The organism is Pseudomonas sp. P2S-1 (assembly GCF_057197725.1).
The window spans coordinates 4,295,971-4,319,024 of sequence record NZ_CM170068.1 but is presented as its reverse complement, the minus strand read 5'-3'; the positions used below and the strand labels follow the sequence as shown (position 1 = coordinate 4,319,024).

At 63.9% G+C, this 23,054-nt stretch carries 22 protein-coding genes; 15 read left to right on the top strand and 7 right to left on the bottom strand.

Annotation, left to right across the window (positions count from 1 at the left end):
• The first annotated feature begins 57 nt into the window (after window positions 1-57).
• Genes potA through AC2CQI_RS19285 form a run of 3 tightly spaced genes read left to right on the top strand, consistent with a single transcriptional unit; the run spans window position 58 to window position 2,995 of the window.
• Entirely contained in the window at window positions 58-1,200 is a 1,143-nt protein-coding gene (potA, locus tag AC2CQI_RS19295) for a polyamine ABC transporter ATP-binding protein (protein ID WP_075802872.1), read from the top strand.
• Complete coding sequence (locus AC2CQI_RS19290; protein WP_330073684.1) at window positions 1,197-2,117, top strand: ABC transporter permease subunit; 921 nt, start codon at window positions 1,197-1,199, stop codon at window positions 2,115-2,117. The genes potA and AC2CQI_RS19290 overlap by 4 nt, the downstream gene beginning before the upstream one ends.
• Complete coding sequence (locus AC2CQI_RS19285) at window positions 2,114-2,995, top strand: ABC transporter permease subunit (RefSeq protein WP_484577617.1); 882 nt, start codon at window positions 2,114-2,116, stop codon at window positions 2,993-2,995. The genes AC2CQI_RS19290 and AC2CQI_RS19285 overlap by 4 nt, the downstream gene beginning before the upstream one ends.
• 115 nt (window positions 2,996-3,110) lie before the next feature.
• Here the strand turns inward: AC2CQI_RS19285 and AC2CQI_RS19280 are convergent, their stop codons facing one another.
• Complete coding sequence (locus AC2CQI_RS19280; RefSeq protein ID WP_484577616.1) at window positions 3,111-5,492, bottom strand: penicillin acylase family protein; 2,382 nt, start codon at window positions 5,490-5,492, stop codon at window positions 3,111-3,113.
• 95 nt (window positions 5,493-5,587) lie between these two features.
• Between AC2CQI_RS19280 and AC2CQI_RS19275 the strand changes: the two genes are divergently transcribed.
• Window positions 5,588-6,136, top strand: coding sequence for a sugar O-acetyltransferase (locus AC2CQI_RS19275; RefSeq protein WP_484577615.1), 549 nt, complete (start codon window positions 5,588-5,590; stop codon window positions 6,134-6,136).
• Window positions 6,137-6,238: 102 nt separating this feature from the next.
• On the opposite strand, the gene AC2CQI_RS19270 is transcribed toward AC2CQI_RS19275, so the two are convergent.
• Window positions 6,239-6,799 carry a DUF6436 domain-containing protein gene (locus AC2CQI_RS19270; RefSeq protein WP_484577614.1) on the bottom strand — a complete coding sequence of 187 codons (561 nt, stop codon included), beginning with the start codon at window positions 6,797-6,799 and terminating at the stop codon, window positions 6,239-6,241.
• Between the two features lie 98 nt (window positions 6,800-6,897).
• Here AC2CQI_RS19270 and bipL point away from each other — a divergent pair, with 98 nt between their 5' ends.
• Complete coding sequence (gene bipL, locus AC2CQI_RS19265; protein ID WP_075802878.1) at window positions 6,898-7,830, top strand: phospholipase BipL; 933 nt, start codon at window positions 6,898-6,900, stop codon at window positions 7,828-7,830.
• Here the strand turns inward: bipL and AC2CQI_RS19260 are convergent, their stop codons facing one another.
• Window positions 7,831-8,580 (bottom strand): DUF2059 domain-containing protein, encoded by a 750-nt coding sequence (locus tag AC2CQI_RS19260; RefSeq protein ID WP_075802879.1) that lies wholly within the window; start codon window positions 8,578-8,580, stop codon window positions 7,831-7,833.
• Between the two features lie 114 nt (window positions 8,581-8,694).
• On the opposite strand from AC2CQI_RS19260, the gene AC2CQI_RS19255 reads away from it, so the two are divergent.
• Window positions 8,695-9,327, top strand: coding sequence for a 2OG-Fe(II) oxygenase (locus AC2CQI_RS19255; RefSeq protein WP_484577613.1), 633 nt, complete (start codon window positions 8,695-8,697; stop codon window positions 9,325-9,327).
• Window positions 9,308-9,811 carry a 2-thiouracil desulfurase family protein gene (locus AC2CQI_RS19250; RefSeq protein ID WP_484577612.1) on the top strand — a complete coding sequence of 168 codons (504 nt, stop codon included), beginning with the start codon at window positions 9,308-9,310 and terminating at the stop codon, window positions 9,809-9,811. The genes AC2CQI_RS19255 and AC2CQI_RS19250 overlap by 20 nt, the downstream gene beginning before the upstream one ends.
• A gap of 119 nt (window positions 9,812-9,930) precedes the next feature.
• On the opposite strand, the gene AC2CQI_RS19245 is transcribed toward AC2CQI_RS19250, so the two are convergent.
• Window positions 9,931-10,707: a transporter substrate-binding domain-containing protein gene (locus AC2CQI_RS19245; protein WP_075802882.1), complete on the bottom strand. Its 777-nt coding sequence runs from the start codon at window positions 10,705-10,707 to the stop codon at window positions 9,931-9,933.
• 203 nt (window positions 10,708-10,910) lie between these two features.
• On the bottom strand, window positions 10,911-12,140 hold the full coding sequence (gene serA / locus AC2CQI_RS19240; RefSeq protein WP_075802883.1) for a phosphoglycerate dehydrogenase: 1,230 nt from the start codon (window positions 12,138-12,140) through the stop codon (window positions 10,911-10,913).
• 172 nt (window positions 12,141-12,312) lie between these two features.
• On the opposite strand from serA, the gene AC2CQI_RS19235 reads away from it, so the two are divergent.
• The 4 genes from AC2CQI_RS19235 (at window position 12,313) to AC2CQI_RS19220 (ending at window position 16,484) form a co-directional block, all read left to right on the top strand.
• The gene (locus tag AC2CQI_RS19235; protein ID WP_484577611.1) at window positions 12,313-13,710 is read left to right on the top strand and encodes an FAD-binding oxidoreductase; all 1,398 of its coding nucleotides are present in this window, start codon (window positions 12,313-12,315) and stop codon (window positions 13,708-13,710) included.
• A 40-nt stretch (window positions 13,711-13,750) separates the two neighbouring features.
• Window positions 13,751-14,416: a fumarylacetoacetate hydrolase family protein gene (locus AC2CQI_RS19230; protein ID WP_075802885.1), complete on the top strand. Its 666-nt coding sequence runs from the start codon at window positions 13,751-13,753 to the stop codon at window positions 14,414-14,416.
• A 144-nt stretch (window positions 14,417-14,560) separates the two neighbouring features.
• Window positions 14,561-15,490 (top strand): SdiA-regulated domain-containing protein, encoded by a 930-nt coding sequence (locus AC2CQI_RS19225; protein ID WP_484577610.1) that lies wholly within the window; start codon window positions 14,561-14,563, stop codon window positions 15,488-15,490.
• 94 nt (window positions 15,491-15,584) lie between these two features.
• Window positions 15,585-16,484 (top strand): SdiA-regulated domain-containing protein, encoded by a 900-nt coding sequence (locus AC2CQI_RS19220; RefSeq protein WP_484577609.1) that lies wholly within the window; start codon window positions 15,585-15,587, stop codon window positions 16,482-16,484.
• 109 nt (window positions 16,485-16,593) lie between these two features.
• Here AC2CQI_RS19220 and rpiA read toward each other — a convergent pair whose 3' ends face one another.
• Window positions 16,594-17,265 (bottom strand): ribose-5-phosphate isomerase RpiA, encoded by a 672-nt coding sequence (gene rpiA, locus AC2CQI_RS19215; protein ID WP_075802888.1) that lies wholly within the window; start codon window positions 17,263-17,265, stop codon window positions 16,594-16,596.
• A 133-nt stretch (window positions 17,266-17,398) separates the two neighbouring features.
• On the opposite strand from rpiA, the gene ilvA reads away from it, so the two are divergent.
• Window positions 17,399-18,913, top strand: a complete 1,515-nt coding sequence (ilvA, locus tag AC2CQI_RS19210) for a threonine ammonia-lyase, biosynthetic (RefSeq protein ID WP_075802889.1) — start codon at window positions 17,399-17,401, stop codon at window positions 18,911-18,913.
• Between the two features lie 40 nt (window positions 18,914-18,953).
• The gene (locus AC2CQI_RS19205) at window positions 18,954-19,382 is read left to right on the top strand and encodes a DUF2269 family protein (protein ID WP_075802890.1); all 429 of its coding nucleotides are present in this window, start codon (window positions 18,954-18,956) and stop codon (window positions 19,380-19,382) included.
• 9 nt (window positions 19,383-19,391) lie between these two features.
• On the opposite strand, the gene AC2CQI_RS19200 is transcribed toward AC2CQI_RS19205, so the two are convergent.
• On the bottom strand, window positions 19,392-20,048 hold the full coding sequence (locus AC2CQI_RS19200; protein ID WP_075802891.1) for a histidinol-phosphatase: 657 nt from the start codon (window positions 20,046-20,048) through the stop codon (window positions 19,392-19,394).
• 143 nt (window positions 20,049-20,191) lie between these two features.
• On the opposite strand from AC2CQI_RS19200, the gene AC2CQI_RS19195 reads away from it, so the two are divergent.
• Together AC2CQI_RS19195 and ptsP are read left to right on the top strand one after the other, a co-directional pair.
• Window positions 20,192-20,671, top strand: a complete 480-nt coding sequence (locus tag AC2CQI_RS19195) for an RNA pyrophosphohydrolase (RefSeq protein WP_009396722.1) — start codon at window positions 20,192-20,194, stop codon at window positions 20,669-20,671.
• Between the two features lie 22 nt (window positions 20,672-20,693).
• Window positions 20,694-22,958 carry a phosphoenolpyruvate--protein phosphotransferase gene (gene ptsP, locus AC2CQI_RS19190; protein WP_075802892.1) on the top strand — a complete coding sequence of 755 codons (2,265 nt, stop codon included), beginning with the start codon at window positions 20,694-20,696 and terminating at the stop codon, window positions 22,956-22,958.
• Window positions 22,959-23,054 lie beyond the last annotated feature (96 nt).

The window sequence follows — 23,054 nt, the reverse complement described above, 5'->3', positions numbered from 1 at the left end:
ATCCGGACCCGCCACGGCAGGGGCGGGTGCAGAACATTCTGTTGGGAGTTTCACAAAATGGCAGTTGCCTCCGGCGCCTATAAGAAAGCCCTCGAAGGCGATCAGCAACCCAAGCAGGTGCTGGTCAAGATCGATCGGGTCACGAAGAAGTTCGACGAAACCGTCGCGGTGGACGATGTCTCCCTCGAAATCAAGAAGGGCGAGATCTTCGCCCTGCTCGGCGGCTCCGGCTCGGGTAAATCGACCCTGCTGCGCATGCTGGCCGGTTTCGAACGTCCCACCGAAGGACGCATTTTCCTCGATGGCGTCGACATCACCGACATGCCGCCCTACGAGCGGCCGATCAACATGATGTTCCAGTCCTACGCGCTGTTCCCGCACATGACCGTGGCGCAGAACATCGCCTTCGGCCTGCAGCAGGACAAGATGCCCAAGGCTGAGATCGACGCCCGCGTGGCCGAGATGCTCAAGCTGGTGCACATGACCCAGTACGCCAAGCGCAAGCCGCACCAGCTCTCCGGCGGTCAGCGCCAGCGCGTGGCCCTGGCCCGCTCGCTGGCCAAGCGGCCGAAGCTGCTGCTGCTCGACGAGCCGATGGGTGCGCTGGACAAGAAACTGCGTTCGCAGATGCAGCTGGAACTGGTGGAAATCATCGAGCGGGTCGGTGTGACCTGCGTGATGGTGACCCACGACCAGGAAGAGGCCATGACCATGGCCCAGCGCATCGCCATCATGCACCTCGGCTGGATCGCCCAGATCGGCAGCCCGATCGACATCTACGAGACCCCGACCAGCCGCCTGGTCTGCGAGTTCATCGGCAACGTCAACCTGTTCGACGGCCAGGTCGTCGATGACGCCGAAGGCCACGCGCTGATCGCAAGCCCGGAGCTTGAGCGCAACATCTACGTTGGCCACGGCGTGACCACCTCGGTGGAAGACAAGTCGATCACCTACGCGCTGCGTCCGGAAAAACTCCTGATCACCACCCAGCAGCCGGCCTTCGAGTACAACTGGTCGCGCGGCAAGGTCCACGACATCGCCTACCTGGGCGGCCATTCGGTGTTCTACGTCGAGCTGCCGAGCGGCAAGATCGTCCAGTCCTTCGTCGCCAACGCCGAACGCCAGGGCTCGCGTCCGACCTGGGGCGATGAAGTTTACGTCTGGTGGGAAGACGACAGCGGCGTGGTACTGCGCTCATGAACATGCGCAAGCTCAAGCGAGCGCTCAACCGCGTAACGCCCGAGGGACGCCACGTCGTCATCGGGATCCCGTTCCTGTGGCTGTTCCTGTTCTTCATGCTGCCGTTCTTCATCGTCCTGAAGATCAGCTTTGCTGAAGCGGACGTGGCGATCCCGCCGTACACCGAGATCTACAGCTACGTCGAGGACAAGATCCAGGTCGTGCTCAACCTGGCCAACTACGGCCTGTTGACCGAGGACGAGCTGTATATCTCGGCCTATCTGGGCTCGTTGAAGATGGCCTTCTTCAGCACCCTGCTGTGCCTGCTGATCGGCTACCCGATGGCCTATGCCATCGCCAACGCACGCAAGGACATCCAGACCGTCCTGCTGCTGCTGATCATGATGCCGACCTGGACCGCGATCCTGATCCGCGTCTATGCCTGGATGGGCATCCTCAGCAACAACGGCCTGCTCAACGCCTTCCTGCAATGGCTGGGCGTGATCGACCAGCCGCTGCAGATCCTCAACACCAACCTGGCGGTGTATATCGGCGTGGTCTATTCGTACCTGCCGTTCATGATCCTGCCGCTGTTCGCCAACCTGGTAAAACACGACCAGAGCCTGCTGGAAGCCGCGTCCGACCTGGGTTCGAGCCGCTTCAACAGCTTCTGGAAAATCACCGTGCCGCTGTCGAAGAACGGCATCATCGCCGGCTGCATGCTGGTGTTCATCCCGGTGGTGGGCGAGTTCGTGATTCCTGAGCTGCTGGGCGGTCCCGAGACCCTGATGATCGGCAAGGTCCTCTGGCAGGAATTCTTCAACAACCGTGACTGGCCGGTGGCCTCGGCCCTGGCGGTAGTGATGCTGGCGATCCTGATCGTGCCGATCCTGCTGTTCAACCGCAGCCAGGCGAAAGAGATGGAGGGCCGGGCATGAAGCGCGTCGGATTTTCCAATGTAATGCTGGTAGTCGGCCTGCTGTTCATCTACCTGCCGATGCTGATCCTGGTGATCTACTCGTTCAACGCCTCCAAGCTGGTGACGGTCTGGGGCGGCTGGTCGATCAAGTGGTACACGGGCCTGCTCGACAACACCCAGCTGATGGGTTCGGTGATGCGTTCGCTGGAGATCGCCTGCTACACCGCGATCGCCGCCGTGGCGCTGGGTACCCTGGCAGCGTTCGTGCTGACCCGGGTCACCCGCTTCAAGGGCCGTACCCTGTTCGGTGGCCTGGTCACCGCACCGCTGGTTATGCCCGAGGTGATCACCGGTCTGTCGCTGTTGCTGCTGTTCGTGGCCATGGCGCAGATGATCGGCTGGCCGCAGGAGCGTGGCATCGTCACCATCTGGATCGCCCACACCACCTTCTGTGCTGCGTATGTGGCGGTAGTGGTGTCGGCCCGTCTGCGCGAGCTGGACCTGTCCATCGAAGAGGCGGCCATGGACCTGGGTGCACGGCCGTGGAAGGTGTTCTTCCTGATCACCATCCCGATGATCGCGCCGTCGCTGGCAGCGGGCGGCATGATGTCCTTCGCCCTGTCGCTGGACGACCTGGTGCTGGCGAGCTTCGTGTCGGGTCCGGGTTCAACCACCTTGCCGATGGAAGTGTTCTCTGCGGTGCGTCTCGGCGTGAAGCCGGAGATCAACGCCGTGGCCAGCCTGATCCTGCTGGCGGTCTCGCTGGCGACCTTCTTCGTCTGGTACTTCAGCCGCCGTGCGGAAGAGCGCCGCAAGCGCGCTATCCAGCAGGCGATCGAGGAAGCGGCGGTGGATGGCTGGAAGCAGCCTGAAGCGCGGCGTCCGGCTCAGGCCTGATCTGAGGCCTTGAGGGCCTCATCGCTGGCAAGCCAGCTCCCACAAGGACCGCGTGCACCGCGAACCCTGTGGGAGCTGGCTTGCCAGCGATAGGGTCCTCAAACCCAAAGCAAATCTATTTGCCTGGCACCAGTCTCAAAGTCCCCTCGGTCTCCCCCGCCAACCCCAACCAGGCCCTCTGGTACTGCCCTTCAATGTAGGGCTTCGCCTGATCCCCATAATGCCGATCGAACAACACCCCGCTCTGCCCGACCGGGTTGATGCTCAGTGCCGTCCCGGCATCGGCGAAATCGATCAGGCGCCGGGTCGACGGCCCATAGGTCACCGGCCAGGGCGCCGGCCCGATCTTCGCCGACAGGTTGTTCGGCACCTCATGGGTCCCCGGCGCCGCGAACGGCCCGACATTGAACAGCCTGTCCAACGGCTTCTGCATGCCCAGCGGATGCCCGTGGGTCAGGGTATGCGCCTTGCCCCACTGCCAGCCTGCCGGATCCTTGCCGAAGGTTTCGCCCAGATGTGCGAGGGTCTTGTCCCATGCCTGCTTGACCACCGCCGTGCGGCTGCCGCGCTCGCTGCTGCCCTGGGTGTCCCACCAGGGTGAATCAGCATCGGCAGCCAGGCGCGGCAGGGCATCGTCGATCACCCGGGTCGAGATCATTGCCTGGAACCAGGCATCGCCCAGTTCGTCATGCATCGCTGCGTAGGCCAGTTCGTAGAGGAACTGGTTGAACAGGGTGGCACTGACCGAATCCAGCGGATAATCGCCGCGCCATGCGGCCAGTTGTTCCACCAACTCGCGGCCCTGGGCGTCCTGCACCACCTGGCGCAGCACCGGCAACAGCGGGCCAAGGGTCCGCGGGCCGTAGTCGGTGCTGGTGCCCAGTTGCAGCGCCTGGCTGTTCTGCAGGTCCCATTTGACCTGGTCGTTCGCCAGTTGCCGGTCCAGCTCGCGGCCGCGGTCCGGCAGGTTGTAGTAGCCGGGGATCGGCACGCCGGTGGGCGATAGCGGCTGGAAGTTGGCCGAGACGATGTAGCCGCTGGCCGGGTTCTCCGACTGCGGGTTGACGCTGAACGGGTAGAACCCGGACTTGTCCGCGTCGCCGCTGCTGCCGTCGAGGATAAAGGCCGGGTTGACCCCGTCCGGACGGATCGGCAAGGCCGCCGCCGCCCACCAGCCGATATCGCCACGGGCATTGGCCCAGACGAAGTTCAGCCCCGGTGCCTGGACCTTCTGCACGGCGCTGCGCATGGCCTCCAGGGTGCTGGCGCGGTTGATCTCGTAGAAACCGTCGAGGATCGGGTTGGCGCTTTCGAGGAAGGCCCACCACATGGCCACCGGTGTCGGCCCGGCGTCTTCGCCGAGGACCTTGTTGACGATCGGGCCATGGGGCGAGCGCAGCAGGGTGATGGTCTGGGTCGGCTCGCCCTTGACCTTGATCTGCTGCTCGCTGCGGACCAGGTCCTGCCACTGGCCGTGGACCATCACCTGCCCGGCGTTGTCTGGATTGACCTTCTCGGCGATCAGGTCGACATCGTCGTTCTGGAACATGGTCAGGCTCCAGCCGAACTCGCGGTTGTGCCCGAGGGAGGCGAAGGGGTTGAGCGCCTGGTGATAGCCATACAGATGGAAGCCCGGCGCCGACAGCTCGGCCTCGTACCACACGGCCGGGACCGAGAAACGGATATGCGGGTCGCCGGCCAGCAACGGCTTGCCGCTACGGGTGCGGCTGCCGCTGACCGCCCAGGCGTTGCTGCCCTCGAACTGCGGCAGGCCGGCCTCGGCGAAGGCTTGCTGGCTGACCTGGGCCAGTTGGCCGAGGGACTTCCAGTCGGCATCAGCCAGGGCGGTGGGGTGTTGCAGGACGCCGTCGGGGTGCCAGTCCAGGTCGAAGGCCTTCAGGTACTGGCTGCCGAGATGGTCGCGGACGAAGGTCAGCAGCGGTTCGGTGCGGAACGCGGCGGCAAAGCTGTAGGCCATGAAGCCGGCGATGCTCAGGGTGTCCTGGGCCGTGAACGGGCGCGGGGTGATGCCCAGCACGTCGAACTCCATGGGGCGCGGATGTGTGTCCTGCCAGGCATTCACGCCTTCGAGGTAGGCTTGCAGGGCTTTCCAGGCGGGTGATTGCTTGTCCTGCCGGTCGACCATCACCTGCGCCTGTTCGCCGATGCGCAGGCTGCGGAACAGGGTGTCGGTAGCGACCATCTTCGACCCCAGCACCTCGGCCAGTTCGCCCTTGGCCAGGCGCCGGGTGATCTCCATCTGGAACAGACGGTCCTGGGCCTGCACGTAGCCGAGGGCGCGGTACAGGTCGCTCTCGTTCTGCGCCTGGATATGCGGCACGCCGCGCTCGTCGTAGCGCACGCTGACCGGTGCCTGGAGCTTCGCCAGGGCGATCTCGCCGTCGCGTTGCGGCTGCTTGCCTTGCACATACAGATAGCCGGCACCGGCTGCCGCGACGGCAATGGCAACGGCGAGAAGGGTAAGGCGGCGTTTCATCGAAGCTCCTTGGGGATCTTTCAGCCAGCGAGTCGGTCATGATCGGACAGAGGATAGACTTTGCCAGCCGAGAGATCAGCCAGGAGTGAGGGCCAATGGACATCAGTGAAAAACACAAGATGCTGAGCGGACAGCTGTATCGCGCCACCTGCCCCGAGTTGCAGGCCGAACAGATCGCCAACAAGCACTGGATGCAGCGCTACAACGACTCGGCCGACCTGCTCAACGAGCAGCGGCATGGGATGTTGGTGGAGCATTTCGCCAGGGTCGGGGCCGGCACGGTCATCCGGCCGCCGTTCTATTGCGACTACGGCTACAACATCGAGATTGGCGCCAATGTGTTCATCAACTTCAACTGCGTGATTCTCGACATTTGCAGCGTGAGCATCGGCGACGACTGCCAGATCGGGCCGGCGGTGCAGATCTACGGGGCGGATCATCCGCGGGACCCGGTGGTCAGGCGCAGTGGGCTGGAGAGCGGGAAGCCGGTGAAGATCGGCAGGAATGTGTGGATTGGTGGTGGGGCGATCATCCTGCCGGGGGTAGCGGTGGGGGATGACGCGATCATTGGTGCCGGTAGCGTGGTGACCCGGGATGTGCCGGCGGGGGCGACGGTGATGGGCAATCCTGCTCGAGCGCAGTAGAAGGGGGGACGCGTACCCTGTGGGAGCTGGCTTGCCAGCGATTACGATAGTGAGTTCTCCACCGCAATCGCTGGCAAGCCAGCTCCCACAAGGTCCGCGTTGTTAATCAGTCCAGGGGCAGTAACAGCCCACCGCCATCGTCTGTGTCACTTTCACCGGCCGGCCCTCGGTCAGCGCCTGCAGGATCGGCTCGATAAAGCTGTTGCCGGCATTGCAGGTGGCCCCTTCGCTGTACGGCCCGAAGTACGCCAGGTTGCCGTCCTGGTCCCAGATCGCCACGGCCGGGCTGGCCGGCAGGTGCTCGGCGCCGGGCAGGTTGGTGATGGGCTTCAGTGCGCCCAGGTTGGCGGGAAGCTGCCCGTGGGTGCCCGGCTTCTGCACCACATGGAAGGCCACGCCCTGCGGCCCGTAGTGCTCGATCAGCTCGCCCAGGTGCTGCTGGTTGCCGACATTGCACGGGCAGGCCGGGTCCCAGAAATGCACCAGGCGGATCGGGCCGGGGCCTGCGAGTTCGGGCGGCAGGCGCAGATGGTCGCCGGCGAACAGCGCGGTCTGGTTGTCGAACGGGCGCAGGTAGCGGCTCTGGAAGTTGTCGTAGGCCAGCCACAGTCCGGCGGCACAAAGGACGAGGGCGAGGGCGGCGAGCAGTGTTTTCCCCGACATGGGCAATACCGGCAAATTAAAGGGGGCCAGCTTGCCATGCCCCCGCCGACAGATGAATATCGCAGATCAATCCTTTCTCGCCTTTCCGGAAGCCTTACATGTCCGCCTCGTTCCAAGCCGATTCCCTGCGTGCCAGCCTGCCTCCCCTGGCAGCGCGTCAGCCGTTGTCGGTCGAAGGCCAGGCCTACCAGCGTTTCTATGGCCTGGACCGGGTGCCTTGCGCGACGAGCTGGCTGGGACGCTTCTCCTGCGCCGGGTTCGAAGTGGTCAGCCAGGCCTGGCTACCCGAGCAGCCGGTGGCGACCCTGGTGCTGCTGCATGGCTTCTACGATCACATGGGCCTGTACCGCCATGTGATCGATTGGGCCCTGCAACAGCAGTTTGCGGTGATCTCCTGCGACCTGCCGGGCCATGGCCTGTCCAGCGGCGAGCGGGCCAGCATCGATGATTTCGCCGTGTACCAGCAGGTGCTGGATGAGTTGTTCCGTCAGGCCGCCGCTCTCCAGCTACCGCAGCCCTGGCATCTCTGTGGACAGAGCACCGGTGGCGCCATCGCCGTCGATCACCTGCTGCACAAGGGCGAAAACAGCCCGGTCAGCGGTGAGGTGATCCTGCTCTCGCCGCTGGTCCGGCCACGGGCCTGGGGCTGGTCGAAGCTCAGCTATTTCTTGCTGAAACCCTTCGTCAACGGCATCGCCCGGCGCTTCAGCGAGAACAGCAACGACCCGACGTTCCTGCCGTTCCTCCTCGCCGACCCCTTGCAGCCGCGTCGGCTGCCCACCGCCTGGGTCGGTGCATTGCTCGAATGGGTACGGCGCATCGAGGCGGCGCCGGGCAGTGCGCGCCGGCCGCTGATCGTGCAGGGGGAGGAGGACATGACGGTGGACTGGCGCTACAACCTCGAAGTGCTCAAGGACAAGTTCGATGCGCCGAGCATCCTGATGCTGCCCGAAGCCCGGCACCACCTGGCCAACGAACTGCCGGAGATTCGCCGGCGCTACTTCGAGTTCATCGAGCAGCGCCTGGGCTGATCACTTCAGGTCGGAGGTGTTCTGCCCGACGGCGAGGCCGGCGCGGATCGCGGCCACGGCGGCCTTGTAGTAGGCCTGCCCTTCGGTGGACTCGGCGAAGGTGGCGAACTCGTCCAGCTCGGCATCGGACAGGTCGCGGTAGACGTAGAGCAGGGTGTTGTTCAGGTCTTCGCCGATCTGCTGCATCAGGCGCTGGCGCTGCCCGTCCAGCATGCCCTGGGCCTGACCGCCGCCGAACAGGCCGGGAATCATCTGGCTGAGGCTGTCGGCGGCGACGCCGGCGATCGCCAGGCTGACTTCGGCACCGGCCTCGCGGGCCGGCAGGGCCTGGGCCAGGTGGCCGATGATCAGCAGGCGGCTGTCGCTGGCCTGCATCTTCGGCAGGCCCTTGGCGTTCTTGGCCAACTGGTCGCGGCGGGTGGCGAGCAGTTCGGCGGCCACCACCTTGCGCCCCAGCGGAGACTGGAAGAAGGTCAGTGCGGGATTGGGGTCTTTCAGGTTGGCGCGCAGCTGGGCTTCGGCGCGGCGGTCCACGGCCTTGGCCTCGAAACGCTGGTTGCTGTTGTCCACCAATGCCTGGAACACCGCGGGCGGCAGGCTTTTCTGGTAGCGCTGCTGGGCGGCGGCGATGGCATCGGAGAAGTGGGCGCGCTGATCAGGCCAGCCGGCGACCTTGTACAGCTGATCGAGGGAGTCTGCCCAGACAGGCGTGGTGCAGATCATCAACAGCAGAAAAAACAAACGGCGCATTCAGGACTCCTGTCGGCAGGCCGCTATTGTCCGTGGCCTTGCGGGGCTTTGTCGAGACGCCCGTGAATCGATGCGACCAAGTGGCGCTGTCGGTTTGCCCAACGGCCCGTTACCATGCGCGCCATGCACATATCCTCCGAACATCCGCAGATTCTCAGTATTGTCGACGACCTCGCCAGCCAGGGCTGGTCGCGCCAGGACATCTTCCTACCCGACACCCTGACCCGGGCCCTGGCGGCCGAGTGCCGGCAGCGCGCCGCACAAGGCGAGCTGGCGCCGGCGGCGGTGGGGCGGGGTCAGGGCCAGGAAGTCCGCGAAGGCATTCGTGGCGACCATATCCTCTGGCTCGAACCGGGTCAGTCCGAGGCCTGTGACCAGTACCTGGCGCTGATGGACGTCCTGCGTGAAGCGCTGAACCGCGACTTCTACCTCGGGCTGGAGGACTTCGAGTGCCATTTCGCCCAGTACCCGGCGGGCACTTTCTATCGCAAGCACCTCGACCGCTTCCGGGATGATGACCGGCGCACTGTGTCGGCGATCATCTATCTCAATGAGGAATGGGGCTCGCAGGATGGCGGCGAGCTGCGCATCTATCTGGCCGACGGCAGCGAGCGGGATATCCCGCCGGTGGGCGGCAGCCTGATCGTGTTCATGTCCGCCGACCTGCCCCATGAAGTGTTGATGGCGCATCGCGAGCGTCTTTCCGTCACTGGCTGGTTCCGCCGTCGTGGCAACGACCCCTTCTGACCTGCCGCGGGTGCTGGTGAGCGCCTGCCTGCTGGGCCAGCCGGTGCGTTACGACGGGCGTGCCAGCGGGCATCCCGATCTGCTGCAGACCTGGCAGAAGCAGGGGCGAGTGGTGCCGTTGTGTCCGGAGGTGGCGGGCGGGCTGCCGACGCCAAGGCCGCCGGCGGAGATCCCCGGTGGGCAGGGCGGGGCGGTGCTGGACGGCGAAGCGCAGGTGGTGACGGTACTCGGGGAGGATGTCAGCGCCGAGTTTCTCGCCGGGGCGCGGCTGGCGCTGGAATTGGTGCGGCGGAATGGGATCCGGGTGGCGGTGTTGAAGGCGGGGAGTCCGTCGTGTGGCAACCGGCTGGTGTATGACGGGACCTTCAGTGGCAACAAGATTGCCGGTGAGGGAGTGACCAGTGCCTTGCTGCGGCGGGAGGGGGTGCTGGTGTTCAGTGAGCTGGAGCTGGAAGAAGCCGCTCGGGCCTTGGATCTGCTGTGACTTTCAGGGCCTCATCGCTGGCAAGCCAGCTCCCACAGGTACTGCACAAGTCTCAAGGCCTGTGCTGACCCTGTGGGAGCTGGCTTGCCAGCGATGAGGCCATCAGCAGCGCTGAAGATCTACTGCTTGGGCGGCTCGCTGGCATCCACCCCGAACCACTTCTTCGACAACGCACTCAACCGGCCATCATCCTTGACCCGCTGCAGCGCATTGTCCAGCGCACTCTGGAACGCCGGGTTGCCCTTCTGGAACGGAATCGCCAGCTTCAGCACCGGCCCCACCGTCGCCCCCTCGGTCACCGGCAGGTTGCTCTCCTTGATCGCATAGGGAATCAGCAGCCGGTCACTCACCGCACCATCGATCTGCTCATCGGCCACTTCCTTGATCGGCTGGATCGCATCCTGGTAGCTGTGCAGGTCCACGCCCTCGACATTCTGCGCCTGGGCGGCGAACGAACTGCCCTGGACCACGCCAAGGCTGTGTCCCTTGAAGGATTCGAGGTTGTGCAGGGGGCGCTTTTCTTCCTGGCGCACGATCAACTGGGCGACGGTGTAACTGTAGGGATTGCTGAAATCCAGGTGTTCTTTCAACTCTGCGGTAGTGGCAATCTGATTAATCGCCACATCGTATTTGCCACTTTCCACGCCCGGCAGAAGTTCGCTGGAGTCCACCACGATAAAGTCGGCATTGACGTCCAGCTCTTTGGCGAGCAGTTGCCCCAATTCCACTTCGAATCCGCTCAGTTGCCCGGCAGTATCACGAAAGTTGAAAGGTGGCGTTTTGGCTTCAATGGCAATTCGCAATTCATTGCGGTCGACGATATCGTCGAAAATGTCCGCGTGTGCCCACGGGCTGAGCAGGCTGGTGGCTAATAGTGCCCCGGTAATGAAACGCATCTGAGCCCCTTTTCTTCTCATTGGCAATTAAACACGCCGTGGCTTCTGGCATGGCCCCGGTCAAGAGCCCCTTGTGACCGCATCCTTCCCCGGATGTTTAACCCTAGTTGAAATATTTCCGTGGGAATAATGCAACCTCATGTTTTCAACGGCAAATAAAAAGGGAGGCCACCAGGGCCTCCCTTTTCAACAGCAGGAAGAGATCAGAACAGGACGCGGGAACGGATGGTGCCCTTGACCTGTTGCAGTTTCTCTTGCGCCAGGTCCGAGTACTCGGCGTCGACGTCGATCACCACGTAACCGACTTTCTCGTTGGTCTGCAGGAACTGACCGGAGATGTTGATGCCGTTCTCGGCGAAGACCTTGTTGATCTCGCTGAGCACGCCCGGGATGTTTTCGTGGATGTGCAGCAGGCGGTGCTTGCCAGGGTGGGCCGGCAGGGCCACTTCCGGGAAGTTGACCGACGACACCGAAGTACCGTTGTCGCTGTACTTGACCAGCTTCTCGGCCACTTCCAGGCCGATGTTGGCCTGGGCTTCGGCGGTGGAACCACCGATGTGCGGGGTCAGGATCACGTTGTCCAGGCCACGCAGCGGGCTTTCGAACTCTTCGTCGTTGGACCGCGGCTCGACCGGGAACACGTCGATGGCCGCGCCGATCAGGTGCTTGTCACGGATCGCGGCAGCCAGGTGATCCAGCTCGACCACGGTACCGCGGGCGGCGTTGATCAGGATCGAGCCCTTCTTCATCGCGCGGATTTCCTTCTCGCCGATCATCCACTGGGTGGATGGCAGCTCAGGCACGTGCAGCGAGACGATGTCGGCCAGGCCCAGCAGTTCGTGCAGGCTGGTGACCTGGGTGGCGTTGCCCAGCGGCAGCTTGGTCAACGGGTCGAAGAAGAACACCTGCATGCCCAGGCTTTCGGCCAGGACCGACAGTTGGGTGCCGATCGAGCCGTAGCCAACGATGCCCAGCTTCTTGCCGCGGATCTCGAAGGAGTTGGCCGCGCTCTTGATCCAGCCACCACGGTGACAGGACGCATTTTTCTCCGGGATGCCGCGCAGCAGCAGGATGGCCTCGGCCAGCACCAGCTCGGCAACGGAGCGGGTGTTGGAGTACGGCGCGTTGAACACGGCGATGCCGCGCTCGCGGGCCGCGTCCAGGTCAACCTGGTTGGTACCGATGCAGAAGCAGCCGACAGCGACCAGTTTCTTGGCGCAATCGAAGATTTCTTCAGTCAGTTGGGTGCGGGAGCGAATACCGATGAAGTGGGCATCGGCGATCTTTTCCTTCAGCTCGGCTTCCGGCAGGGAACCGGTGAGGTACTCGATGTTGGTGTACCCGGCGGCCTTGAGGACGTCCACGGCGTTCTGGTGGACCCCTTCGAGAAGAAGGAACTTGATCTTGCTCTTATCGAGAGAAGTCTTGCTCATCTGCGTAAACCTGTGTCCCGGAGAAAAATGGCAGGGAAGTGAAGCCGTCGCAGAATCGGCGGGGAGCACGATCAGCGGGGGGCGTATGCTAGCATACCGGCGCCGCGCTCAGACCATCCCCGGCACGTGAAGTGTGCTCAGGGTGACCATGAATAGTTCGAGAGTTCCCCCGATGATCGATCCCGTTCTGCTTGCTGAACTGATGACCCTTGTCGAGCCCGGCAAGGTCCTGACCGATGCCCCTTCCCTTGAAGCGTATGGCAAGGACTGGACCAGGCACTTCCCGCCCGCGCCGTCGGCCATCGTCTTCCCCAAGAGCATCGAGCAGGTCCAGGCCATCGTCCTCTGGGCCAACCGGCACAAGGTCGCCCTGGTGCCCTCGGGCGGCCGCACCGGTCTGTCCGCCGCCGCCGTCGCGGCCCATGGCGAGGTGGTGGTGTCCTTCGACTATATGAACCGCATCCTCGATTTCAGCCCCTTCGACCGTACCGTGGTCTGCCAGCCGGGGGTGATTACCGCGCAACTGCAGGCGTTCGCCGAAGAGCAGGGCCTGTATTACCCGGTGGACTTCGCTTCGTCCGGTTCCAGCCAGATCGGCGGCAATATCGGCACCAATGCCGGCGGTATCAAGGTCATTCGCTACGGCATGACCCGCAACTGGGTGGCCGGCCTCAAGGTGGTCACCGGCAAGGGCGAGCTGCTTGAGCTGAACAAGGACCTGATCAAGAACGCCACTGGCTACGACCTGCGCCAGCTGTTCATCGGCGCCGAAGGCACCCTGGGCTTTGTCGTCGAAGCCACCATGCGCCTCGATCGTGCCCCGAAGAACCTCACCGCGATGGTGCTCGGCACCCCCGATTTCGACTCGATCATGCCGGTGCTGCACGCCTTCCAGAGCAAGCTGGACCTGACCGCCTTCGAGTTCTTCTCCGACAAGGGCTTGGCCAAGATCCTCGACCGCGGCGACGTGCCGGCGCCGTTCGCCACGGACTGCCCGTTCTACGCCCTGCTGGAATTCGAAGCCACCACCGAGGACGTCGCCAACGACGCGCTGGCGCTGTTCGAGCATTGCGTGGAGCAGGGCTGGGTGCTGGACGGGGTGATGAGCCAGAGCGAGCAGCAGTTGCGCAACCTGTGGAAATTGCGCGAATACCTGTCGGAAACCATTTCCCACTGGACCCCGTACAAGAACGATATCTCCGTGACCGTGGCCAGGGTCCCGGACTTCCTGCGCGATATCGACGTGATCGTCAGCAACAGCTACCCGGATTTCATCGTGGTCTGGTACGGCCACATCGGTGATGGCAACCTGCACCTGAACATCCTCAAGCCGGATGACATGGGCAAGGACGAGTTCTTCGCCAAGTGCGCCGTGGTCAACAAGCAGGTGTTCGAGGTGGTCGAGAAGTACAACGGTTCGATTTCCGCCGAACACGGGGTGGGCATGACCAAGCGCGATTACCTTGAATACAGCCGCTCCCCGGCGGAAATTCTCTATATGAAAGCAGTCAAGGCGGTGTTCGACCCCAACGGGATCATGAACCCGGGCAAGATCTTCGCCCCCGAGTGACCCACCGCCACGGATTCAACCAGTGCTCCAGGAGTCGGCCATGAGCTATCAGCACCAATACGTAGACGGAACGCGCATCCACTTCCCGCTGGGCAAAGTGGTGTGCATCGGGCGCAACTACGCCGAACACGCCAAGGAACTGGACAACCCGATCCCCACCGAGCCCCTGCTGTTCATCAAGCCGGGCAGTTGCGTGGTGCCACTGGAAGGCGGTTTCGCCATCCCCGCCGAGCGTGGCTCGGTGCACTACGAGGCGGAAATTGCCGTGCTGCTGGGCAAGTCCCTGTCGCCGAAGCCGTCCGAGGAAGAAGTACTGGACGCCATTTCCGGTTTCGCTCCGGCCCTGGACCTGACCCTGCGTGACCTGCAGTCCCAGCTCAAGGACAAGGGTCTGCCGTGGGAACGCGCCAAGTGCTTCGACGGCGCCTGCGTCCTGCCGCCGTTCGTGGTCGGCAGCACCTTCGAAGACCTGGCCGACATCGGCATTCGCCTGACCATCAATGGTGAAGTGCGCCAGGACGGCAGCAGTGCGCTGATGCTCAACCCGATCGTGCCGATGATCCAGCACATGGCCTCGCAGTTCTCCCTGCAGGCGGGCGATGTGATCCTGACCGGCACGCCGGTGGGTGTCGGCCCGCTGAACCCGGGCGATGAGCTGGTGCTGGAACTGCCGGGCGCGAGCCGCTTCGAGGGCAAGGTGCTCTGACCCAAAAAGGGGCAGCCGCAATGGCTGCCCCTTTGTCGACGCCCTTCGTCGACTTTTACCGTTTTTTTCACAAATCATCTGGATAATTCCCATCCGGTCTTGCTGCGGTGATCGTCAGCGGCACACAACAACAGGAATTCCCCGATGGCCACCCTGACTTCTGGCGACCCCTTGTCGCCTGCGCGCAAACGCCCCCTCGCCCTGCGCTGGTCCACCTGGTTGGTGACGGCCGCCGTGATCGGCTACGGCGTGGCCATCGCCATGCATTGGGATGACCGCGGCCTGCTGTGGCTGCAGGAGCGTTTCGAGAGCCAGGTGGCGCAGAAGGCCAGCGTCTGGTTGCCGGACTACCAGGTCGATATCGATGCCAAGGTGCTGCCTGGCATGGAGGACGATGAAGCCTCCGACCTGTCCTACGACCCGCAGCGTAAAACCCTGTTCGCGGTGATGGGCAAGAATCCCTTCCTGGTCGAGCTGAACCTCGACGGCGACGTGCTGCGCAAGATGCCGCTGCATGGCTGGGCCAACCCGGAGGGCGTCGCGGTGCTGGCGGATGGCCGCCTGGCGATTACCGACGAGCGTCAGCACAGCCTGACCCTGGTCAGCCTCGATGCCGCCACGACCGAGCTGAATATCAAGGACTTCCCGCAATACGACCTCGGTCCTTCGGATAACCAGAACAAGGGTTTCGAAGGGATTGCCTGGGACCCTGCGCAGCAGCGCCTGATCCTCGGTGAAGAGCGTCCGCCGAAGCTGTTCACCTGGCGTACCGACGGTCGTTCGGCGCTGACCGGGACCAAGCAGGAGCTGGCCAACGACGACCTCGACCTGCGCAACCTGTCCGGCCTTGGCGTCGACCCGCGTACCGGGCATCTGCTGGTGCTGTCGGCGGACTCCAACATGCTTCTGGAGCTGGACGGGAAGGGCGAGCAGGTCAGCTTCATGACCCTGCTCGGCGGCTTCAATGGCCTGGAGAAACGCATCCCTCGCGCCGAAGGCGTGGCCATGGATGAAGCGGGCACCCTGTACATGGTCAGCGAGCCGGACCTGTTCTATCGCTTTCGCAAGGAATGACCGGAAGATTTTTTTCCGATAGTGGCATTAAGCTTCATTTCAGCTGGCTATGGTGAGATTCAGGCCGTTCCGTTTCCTGCCTGAGTCCTTGCCGATGCGCCTGCGTTTCTTCCTGCTTTTCCTGCTTGCTGCCTTGCTGGCCGTCCTGGCCTATGCCGGGCAGCATTACCGCCTGTACGAGCGCGGCTGGTTCAACCTGAAAACCTGGATGCAACCGGCCGAGCAGAGCATCGGGCTGGATCGCTATCGCGTGGTGATCGAGGCCAGGGTCATCGATGGCCTGACCGACGACCTGTCGGCCCTGACCTACGACCCTGACCGCAACAGCCTGTTTACCGTGACCAACCAGAATCCGGAGCTGATCGAGCTGTCGCTGGACGGCCGCATCCTGCGTCGCGTGCCGCTGACCGGGTTCGGCGACCCTGAGGCGGTGGAGTATGTCGGGCGCGACAGTTATGTGATCACCGATGAGCGTCAGCAGCGTCTGATCCGGGTGCGGCTGACGGCGGACACGCCGTTTCTCGATGCCAAGGATGCCGAGCAACTGACCCTGGGTATCGGGCTCAACGGTAACAAGGGCTTCGAGGGGCTGGCCTGGGACCAGCAGGGCAAGCGCCTGTTCGTGGCCAAGGAACGTGATCCGATGCTGATCTACGAGGTGCATGGTTTCCCCCATGACAACCCGCAGCAGCCGTTCGCGGTGCATGTGGTGCAGGATCAGAAGCGTGATTCGCGGTTGTTCGTGCGGGATCTGTCGAGCTTGCAGTTCGACGAGCGCAGCGGGCATCTGCTGGCCTTGTCGGACGAGTCGAAGCTGGTGCTGGAGCTGGATGTGCAGGGGCGGCCGGTGGGTAGCCTGTCACTGCGCAAGGGGTTCCAGGGCTTGAAGCAGAGCGTGCCGCAGGCGGAGGGGATCGCCATGGACGGGGACGGGACACTGTATCTGGTGAGTGAGCCGAACCTGTTCTATGTATTCAGGAAGGTTGTTGATTAAGCCACGGGCCTCATCGCTGGCAAGCCAGCTCCCACAGGGTTCGCGGTGCATGCGGTCCCTGTGGGAGCTGACTTGCCAGCGATGAGGCCAGCAGCTACAGCGAAGATCTTCAGGCCTTGAGGGTCTTCACGCCTTCACTGGTCCCCAGCAGCAGCAAATCCGCCGGACGCGCCGCGAACAGGCCATTGGTGACCACGCCGACGATCGCATTGATCTGCGCTTCCAGCTCCACCGGGTTGGTGATCTGCAGGTTGTGCACGTCGATGATGATGTTGCCGTTATCGGTCACCACACCCTCGCGGTACACCGGATCGCCACCCAGCTTTACCAGTTGGCGTGCCACATGGCTGCGGGCCATCGGGATCACTTCCACCGGCAGCGGGAACGCGCCCAGTACCGGCACCAGCTTGCTGGCGTCGGCGATGCAGATGAAAGTCTTGGCTACTGCCGCGACGATCTTCTCGCGGGTCAGGGCCGCGCCGCCGCCCTTGATCAGGTTCAGGTGCTCGTCGCTCTCGTCGGCGCCGTCGACATAGAACTCCAGCTCGCTGACGGTGTTCAGCTCATAGACCGGGATGCCATGGCCCTTGAGGCGCGCGGCAGTGGCTTCGGAGCTGGCCACGGCGCCGTCGAAGGCGGTCTTGTGCTGGGCCAGGGCGTCGATGAAGCAGTTGGCGGTCGAGCCGGTGCCGACGCCGATGATGCTCTTGGCATCCAGGCTCGGCAGGATGAAATCGACAGCGGCCTGGGCGACGGCCTGTTTGAGTTGGTCCTGGGTCATGCGGGCTCCGAAGCGGGGGAGTATCGTGAAGCCGGGCATTATAGCGGCTAAAACCCCTGACTTGCTGTGGTCGCCCGACAAGGCGCTGCGGTAGACTCCGATCCCCCGTCCAGCCGCCCGTGATGCCCTCCCGATGCTCGAACAGTACGTCAAGAAGATCCTCACCTCGCGCGTTTATGACGTCGCCGTGGAAACCCCCCTGCAAGCCGCCAACCAGCTGAGCAAGCGCCTGGGCAACCAGATCCTGCTCAAGCGCGAGGACCTGCAGCCGGTGTTCTCCTTCAAGATCCGCGGCGCCTACAACAAGCTGGCGCAGTTGAGCGAGGAAGAACGTGCACGTGGCGTGGTCACCGCGTCGGCCGGCAACCATGCCCAGGGCCTGGCCCTGGCGGCGCGGGAAATGGGCGTGAAGGCAACCATCGTGATGCCGCGCACCACCCCGGAGATCAAGGTCGAGGGCGTGCGTTCCCGGGGCGGCAAGGTGGTCCTGCACGGTGACTCCTTCCCGGAAGCGCTGGCCTACTCGCTGAAACTGGTCGAGGAAAAGGGCTTCGTCTATGTCCACCCCTATGACGACCCGCACACCATCGCCGGCCAGGGCACCGTGGCCATGGAGATCCTGCGCCAGCACCCGGGCCGCCTGGACGCGATCTTCGTGCCGGTCGGCGGCGGCGGGCTGATCGCCGGCATCGCGGCCTACGTCAAATACCTGCGCCCCGAGATCAGGATCATCGGCGTCGAGCCTGACGACTCCAACTGCCTGCAGGCCGCCATGGCCGCCGGCGAGCGGGTGATCCTGCCGCAGGTCGGGCTGTTCGCCGACGGCGTGGCCGTGGCGCAGATCGGCCAGCACACCTTCGATATCTGCAAGGTCCACGTCGATGAGGTGATCACCGTCAGCACCGACGAGATCTGCGCGGCGATCAAGGACATCTACGACGATACCCGTTCGATCACCGAACCAGCCGGCGCCCTGGGCGTCGCCGGGATCAAGAAATACGTGGAACAGCACGGCCTGAGCGGGCAGACCCTGGTGGCCATCGACTCCGGCGCCAACGTCAACTTCGACCGCCTGCGCCATGTCGCCGAGCGCGCCGAGCTGGGCGAGGGCCGCGAAGCCATCATCGCGGTGACCATTCCCGAGCAGCCGGGCAGCTTCAAGGCGTTCTGCGAGGCCATCGGCAAGCGCCAGATCACCGAATTCAACTACCGCTACCACAGCGGCAGCGAAGCGCACATCTTCGTCGGCGTGCAGACCCACCCGGACAACGACCCGCGCAGTGCGCTGATCGAGCAACTGACGGAAAAGGGCTTCCCGGTCACCGACCTGACCGATAACGAACTGGCCAAGCTGCATATCCGCCATATGGTCGGCGGCCATGCGGCGGGGGTCAGCGACGAACTGGTCCTGCGCTTCGAGTTCCCGGAGCGGCCGGGGGCGCTGTTCAACTTCCTCAACAAGCTGGGCGGGCGCTGGAACATCTCGATGTTCCACTACCGCAACCATGGCGCGGCGGATGGTCGCGTGGTGGCCGGCCTGCAGGTGCCGGAAGACGAGCGCCACCTGGTGCCCGGGGCCTTGGCGAAGATCGGCTATCCATACTGGGACGAGACCGATAACCCGGCGTACCGGCTGTTCCTCGGCTGAGGGGCTACGCTTTGAGCAACGCCCCGAGGAAATCGCCGCCATGGAACCACTGACCGCCCTGAAAACCGCCCATGTGCTGGCCACCGTGCTGCTGCTCGGCAGTGCGCTGGGCCTGGCGGTCTGGACCTGGAGGGCCCGGCATGCGGGCGATGCGGCGGTCTACGGGCGACTGCTGGCGCGTCCGCAGGGCTTTCTCTGGCTATTGATGGGGATCTGCCTGGTGAGCATGCCGTTCACCGGCTGGTGGCTGGTCCACCTGGTGGGCTGGCCGCTGGGGCAGACCTGGGTGCTGGGCTCGAGCCTGCTGTATACCGTCGGCGCGCTGGCCTGGTTCTGGTTGCTGGCCCGGGTCAACCGCCTGCGAACCGCGCCGGGCGCGGGCAAACTGCAGTTCACCCTGGCCCTGGCGCTGTTCAGCGGCCTGTGTTTCATCGCCATCGCCGGCCTGATGGGCGCCAAGCCGGTCTGACGCTTCGTCTCAATCGCGCAGGCTGATCACCGGCCAGCCGCGCTTCTCGGCTTCGGCGCGCAGGTTCGGGTCGGGATCGACCGCCACCGGGTTGTCCACCTGCTCCAGCAGCGGCAGATCGTTCATCGAGTCGCTGTAGAAGTAGCTGCCTTCAAGATTCAGCTTGTTCTCTTCCAGCCAGCGGTTCAGGCGGGTCACCTTGCCTTCGCGGAAGCACGGCACGTCGATGCTGCGCCCGGTGTAGCGGCCGTCGACCAGCTCGCACTCGGTGGCCAGCAGGGTTTCAACCTCCAGGCGTTTGGCGATCGGCCCGGTGATGAAGCGGTTGGTGGCGGTGATGATCACCAGCTTGTCGCCAGCATCGCGGTGCTTCTTCAGCAGGGCCAGGGCCTTGGGCAGGATGATCGGTTCGACGCAGTCACGCATGAAGTCGCCATGCCATTCGTCGAGCTGGGCCATCTCGGTGGTGGCCAGGATCTCCAGGCTGAAGTTCAGGTAGGCCTGCAGGTCCAGCTTGCCGGCCAGGTAGTCCTGGTAGAAGGCGTCGTTGCGGTTCTGGTACTCCACCGGGTCGAGAATGCCGCGGGCGCACAGGTAATCGCCCCACGCGTGGTCGCTGTCGCCGCCGAGGAGGGTGTTGTCCAGATCGAATAAAGCCAGGCGCATTAAAGAGTCACTCGCATAACATCTGAAAAGTCCCACAGAATACGGACTTTTCACAACGCTGCACATAAGGTATGGCGGGCGCGTTGCTGGCCTTGCAGGCTTTGTGGAACAATGCGGCGACATGCGTTTGCGAGGTTGCTGCCGTGATCGACCCCGATGGTTTTCGCCCCAATGTCGGGATCATTCTGACGAATGATCTTGGGCAGGTGCTATGGGCCCGGCGAATCAACCAGGATGCCTGGCAGTTTCCACAAGGGGGAATCAACCCCGATGAAACACCGGAAGATGCTCTGTACCGCGAGTTGAATGAAGAAGTAGGCCTTGAGCGTCAGGACGTGGAAATACTTGCCTGCACCCGTGGCTGGTTGCGTTATCGTTTACCCCAACGTCTGGTCCGTACCCACAGCCAACCGCTGTGCATCGGCCAGAAACAGAAGTGGTTCCTGCTGCGGCTGGTTTCCAACGAGCAGCGGGTGCGGATGGATCTCACCGGCAAACCGGAGTTCGATGGCTGGCGCTGGGTCAGCTATTGGTATCCGCTGGGCCAGGTGGTGACATTCAAGCGCGAAGTGTACCGCCGCGCGCTCAAAGAGCTTGCCCCGCGCCTGCTGGCGCGCGACTGACGACGGAGTTCGACCCCGAGCCATGCTCAATACGCTGCGCAAGATCGTCCAGGAAGTTAACTCCGCCAAGGATCTCAAGACGGCGTTGGGGATCATTGTCTTGCGCGTCAAAGAGGCCATGGGCAGCCAGGTCTGCTCGGTCTACCTGCTCGACCCGGAAACCAACCGTTTCGTCCTGATGGCCACCGAAGGCCTGAACAAGCGCTCCATCGGCAAGGTCAGCATGGCGCCGAACGAGGGCCTGGTGGGCCTGGTCGGCACGCGGGAAGAACCGCTTAACCTGGAAAACGCCGCCGACCACCCGCGCTACCGCTACTTTGCCGAGACCGGCGAGGAGCGTTTCGCCTCCTTCCTCGGTGCGCCGATCATCCACCACCGTCGCGTGGTCGGGGTCCTGGTCATCCAGCAAAAGGAGCGGCGCCAGTTCGACGAGGGCGAGGAAGCCTTCCTGGTCACCATGAGCGCGCAGCTCGCCGGGGTTATCGCCCACGCCGAGGCCACCGGCTCGATCCGCGGCCTGGGCCGCCAGGGCAAGGGTATCCAGGAAGCCAAGTTCGTTGGTGTGCCGGGTTCGCCGGGCGCTGCCGTGGGTACCGCGGTGGTCATGCTGCCGCCGGCCGATCTCGATGTGGTGCCGGACAAGACCGTCACCGACATCGACGCTGAACTCAAACTCTTCAACAACGCCCTCGAGGGCGTGCGCAGCGACATGCGCACCCTGTCGGCCAAGCTGGCGACCCAGCTGCGGCCGGAGGAACGGGCGTTGTTCGACGTCTACCTGATGATGCTCGACGACGCGGCCCTGGGCGGCGAAGTGGTCGAGGTCATCAAGACCGGCCAGTGGGCCCAGGGTGCCCTGCGCCAGGTGGTCGGCGAGCACGTCAACCGCTTCGAGCTGATGGACGACGCCTACCTGCGCGAACGGGCTTCGGACGTGAAGGACCTCGGCCGGCGCCTGCTGGCCTACCTCCAGGAAGCCCGCCAGCTTTCGTTGGTCTACCCGGACAACACCATCCTCGTCAGTGAAGAACTGACCCCGGCGATGCTCGGCGAAGTGCCGGAAGGCAAGCTGGCGGGCCTGATCTCGGTACTGGGTTCGGGCAACTCCCACGTGGCGATCCTCGCCCGGGCCATGGGCATTCCCACGGTGATGGGCCTGGTCGACCTGCCGTATTCCAAGGTCGACGGCATCCAGATGATCGTCGACGGCTACAAGGGCGACGTCTACACCAACCCCAGCGAGGTGCTGCGCAAGCAATACGCCGATGTGGTCGAGGAGGAGCGCCAGCTGGCCCAGGGCCTCGATGCCCTGCGCGAACTGCCGTGCGAAACCACCGACGGCCACCGCATGCCGCTGTGGGTCAACACCGGCCTGCTCGCCGACGTGGCGCGGGCGCAGCAGCGTGGCGCCGAGGGCGTTGGCCTGTACCGCACCGAAGTGCCGTTCATGATCAACCAGCGCTTCCCCAGCGAGAAGGAACAGCTGGCGATCTACCGCGAACAGCTGGCGGCCTTCCATCCGCTGCCGGTGACCATGCGCAGCCTGGATATCGGTGGCGACAAGGCGCTCTCGTACTTCCCGATCAAGGAAGACAACCCGTTCCTCGGCTGGCGCGGCATCCGCGTCACCCTCGACCACCCGGAAATCTTCCTGGTACAGACCCGCGCCATGCTCAAGGCCAGCGAAGGCCTGAACAACCTGCGCATCCTGCTGCCGATGATCTCCGGGATTCACGAGCTGGAAGAGGCTTTGCACCTGATCCACCGTGCCTGGGGCGAAGTGCGTGACGAAGGCACCGACGTGCCGATGCCGCCGGTGGGGGTGATGGTGGAGATTCCTGCCGCCGTGTACCAGACCAAGGAATTGGCGCGCCAGGTGGACTTCCTCTCGGTCGGTTCCAACGACCTGACCCAGTACCTGCTGGCGGTGGACCGCAACAACCCGCGGGTCGCCGACCTCTACGACTACCTGCACCCGGCGGTGCTCCAGGCCTTGCAGCACGTCGTGACGGCGGCCCATGCCGAAGGCAAGCCGGTGAGTATCTGCGGCGAAATGGCCGGCGACCCGGCGGCGGCGGTGCTGTTGATGGCCATGGGCTTCGACAGCCTGTCGATGAACGCCACCAACCTGCCGAAGGTCAAGTGGATGCTGCGCCAGATCAGCATGGGCAAATCCAAGGAGATGCTGGCGCAGGTGATGGAGATCGATAACCCGCAGGTTATCCACAGCACCTTGCACCTGGCCCTGAAGAACCTGGGGCTGTCGCGGATGATCAATCCGCACTGATTTCTGTCGCTCTCCAGGGCCTCATCGCTGGCAAGCCAGCTCCCACAAGGACCGCGTGCACCGCTGAACCTGTGGGAGCTGGCTTGCCAGCGATGA

What these genes read in the sequence shown, in the direction of transcription:
- potA (WP_075802872.1), top strand. Translation starts at nt 58, where the DNA reads ATGGCAGTTGCCTCCGGCGCCTATAAGAAAGCCCTCGAAGGCGATCAG.
- serA (WP_075802883.1), bottom strand. Translation starts at nt 12,140, where the DNA reads ATGAGCAAGACTTCTCTCGATAAGAGCAAGATCAAGTTCCTTCTTCTC.
- AC2CQI_RS19255 (WP_484577613.1), top strand. Translation starts at nt 8,695, where the DNA reads ATGCGCGCCATGCACATATCCTCCGAACATCCGCAGATTCTCAGTATT.
- AC2CQI_RS19235 (WP_484577611.1), top strand. Translation starts at nt 12,313, where the DNA reads ATGATCGATCCCGTTCTGCTTGCTGAACTGATGACCCTTGTCGAGCCC.
- ptsP (WP_075802892.1), top strand. Translation starts at nt 20,694, where the DNA reads ATGCTCAATACGCTGCGCAAGATCGTCCAGGAAGTTAACTCCGCCAAG.
- AC2CQI_RS19280 (WP_484577616.1), bottom strand. Translation starts at nt 5,492, where the DNA reads ATGAAACGCCGCCTTACCCTTCTCGCCGTTGCCATTGCCGTCGCGGCA.
- AC2CQI_RS19220 (WP_484577609.1), top strand. Translation starts at nt 15,585, where the DNA reads ATGCGCCTGCGTTTCTTCCTGCTTTTCCTGCTTGCTGCCTTGCTGGCC.
- ilvA (WP_075802889.1), top strand. Translation starts at nt 17,399, where the DNA reads ATGCTCGAACAGTACGTCAAGAAGATCCTCACCTCGCGCGTTTATGAC.
- AC2CQI_RS19200 (WP_075802891.1), bottom strand. Translation starts at nt 20,048, where the DNA reads ATGCGCCTGGCTTTATTCGATCTGGACAACACCCTCCTCGGCGGCGAC.
- AC2CQI_RS19245 (WP_075802882.1), bottom strand. Translation starts at nt 10,707, where the DNA reads ATGCGTTTCATTACCGGGGCACTATTAGCCACCAGCCTGCTCAGCCCG.
- AC2CQI_RS19270 (WP_484577614.1), bottom strand. Translation starts at nt 6,799, where the DNA reads ATGTCGGGGAAAACACTGCTCGCCGCCCTCGCCCTCGTCCTTTGTGCC.
- AC2CQI_RS19205 (WP_075802890.1), top strand. Translation starts at nt 18,954, where the DNA reads ATGGAACCACTGACCGCCCTGAAAACCGCCCATGTGCTGGCCACCGTG.
- bipL (WP_075802878.1), top strand. Translation starts at nt 6,898, where the DNA reads ATGTCCGCCTCGTTCCAAGCCGATTCCCTGCGTGCCAGCCTGCCTCCC.
- AC2CQI_RS19285 (WP_484577617.1), top strand. Translation starts at nt 2,114, where the DNA reads ATGAAGCGCGTCGGATTTTCCAATGTAATGCTGGTAGTCGGCCTGCTG.
- AC2CQI_RS19275 (WP_484577615.1), top strand. Translation starts at nt 5,588, where the DNA reads ATGGACATCAGTGAAAAACACAAGATGCTGAGCGGACAGCTGTATCGC.
- AC2CQI_RS19260 (WP_075802879.1), bottom strand. Translation starts at nt 8,580, where the DNA reads ATGCGCCGTTTGTTTTTTCTGCTGTTGATGATCTGCACCACGCCTGTC.
- AC2CQI_RS19290 (WP_330073684.1), top strand. Translation starts at nt 1,197, where the DNA reads ATGAACATGCGCAAGCTCAAGCGAGCGCTCAACCGCGTAACGCCCGAG.
- AC2CQI_RS19225 (WP_484577610.1), top strand. Translation starts at nt 14,561, where the DNA reads ATGGCCACCCTGACTTCTGGCGACCCCTTGTCGCCTGCGCGCAAACGC.
- rpiA (WP_075802888.1), bottom strand. Translation starts at nt 17,265, where the DNA reads ATGACCCAGGACCAACTCAAACAGGCCGTCGCCCAGGCCGCTGTCGAT.
- AC2CQI_RS19230 (WP_075802885.1), top strand. Translation starts at nt 13,751, where the DNA reads ATGAGCTATCAGCACCAATACGTAGACGGAACGCGCATCCACTTCCCG.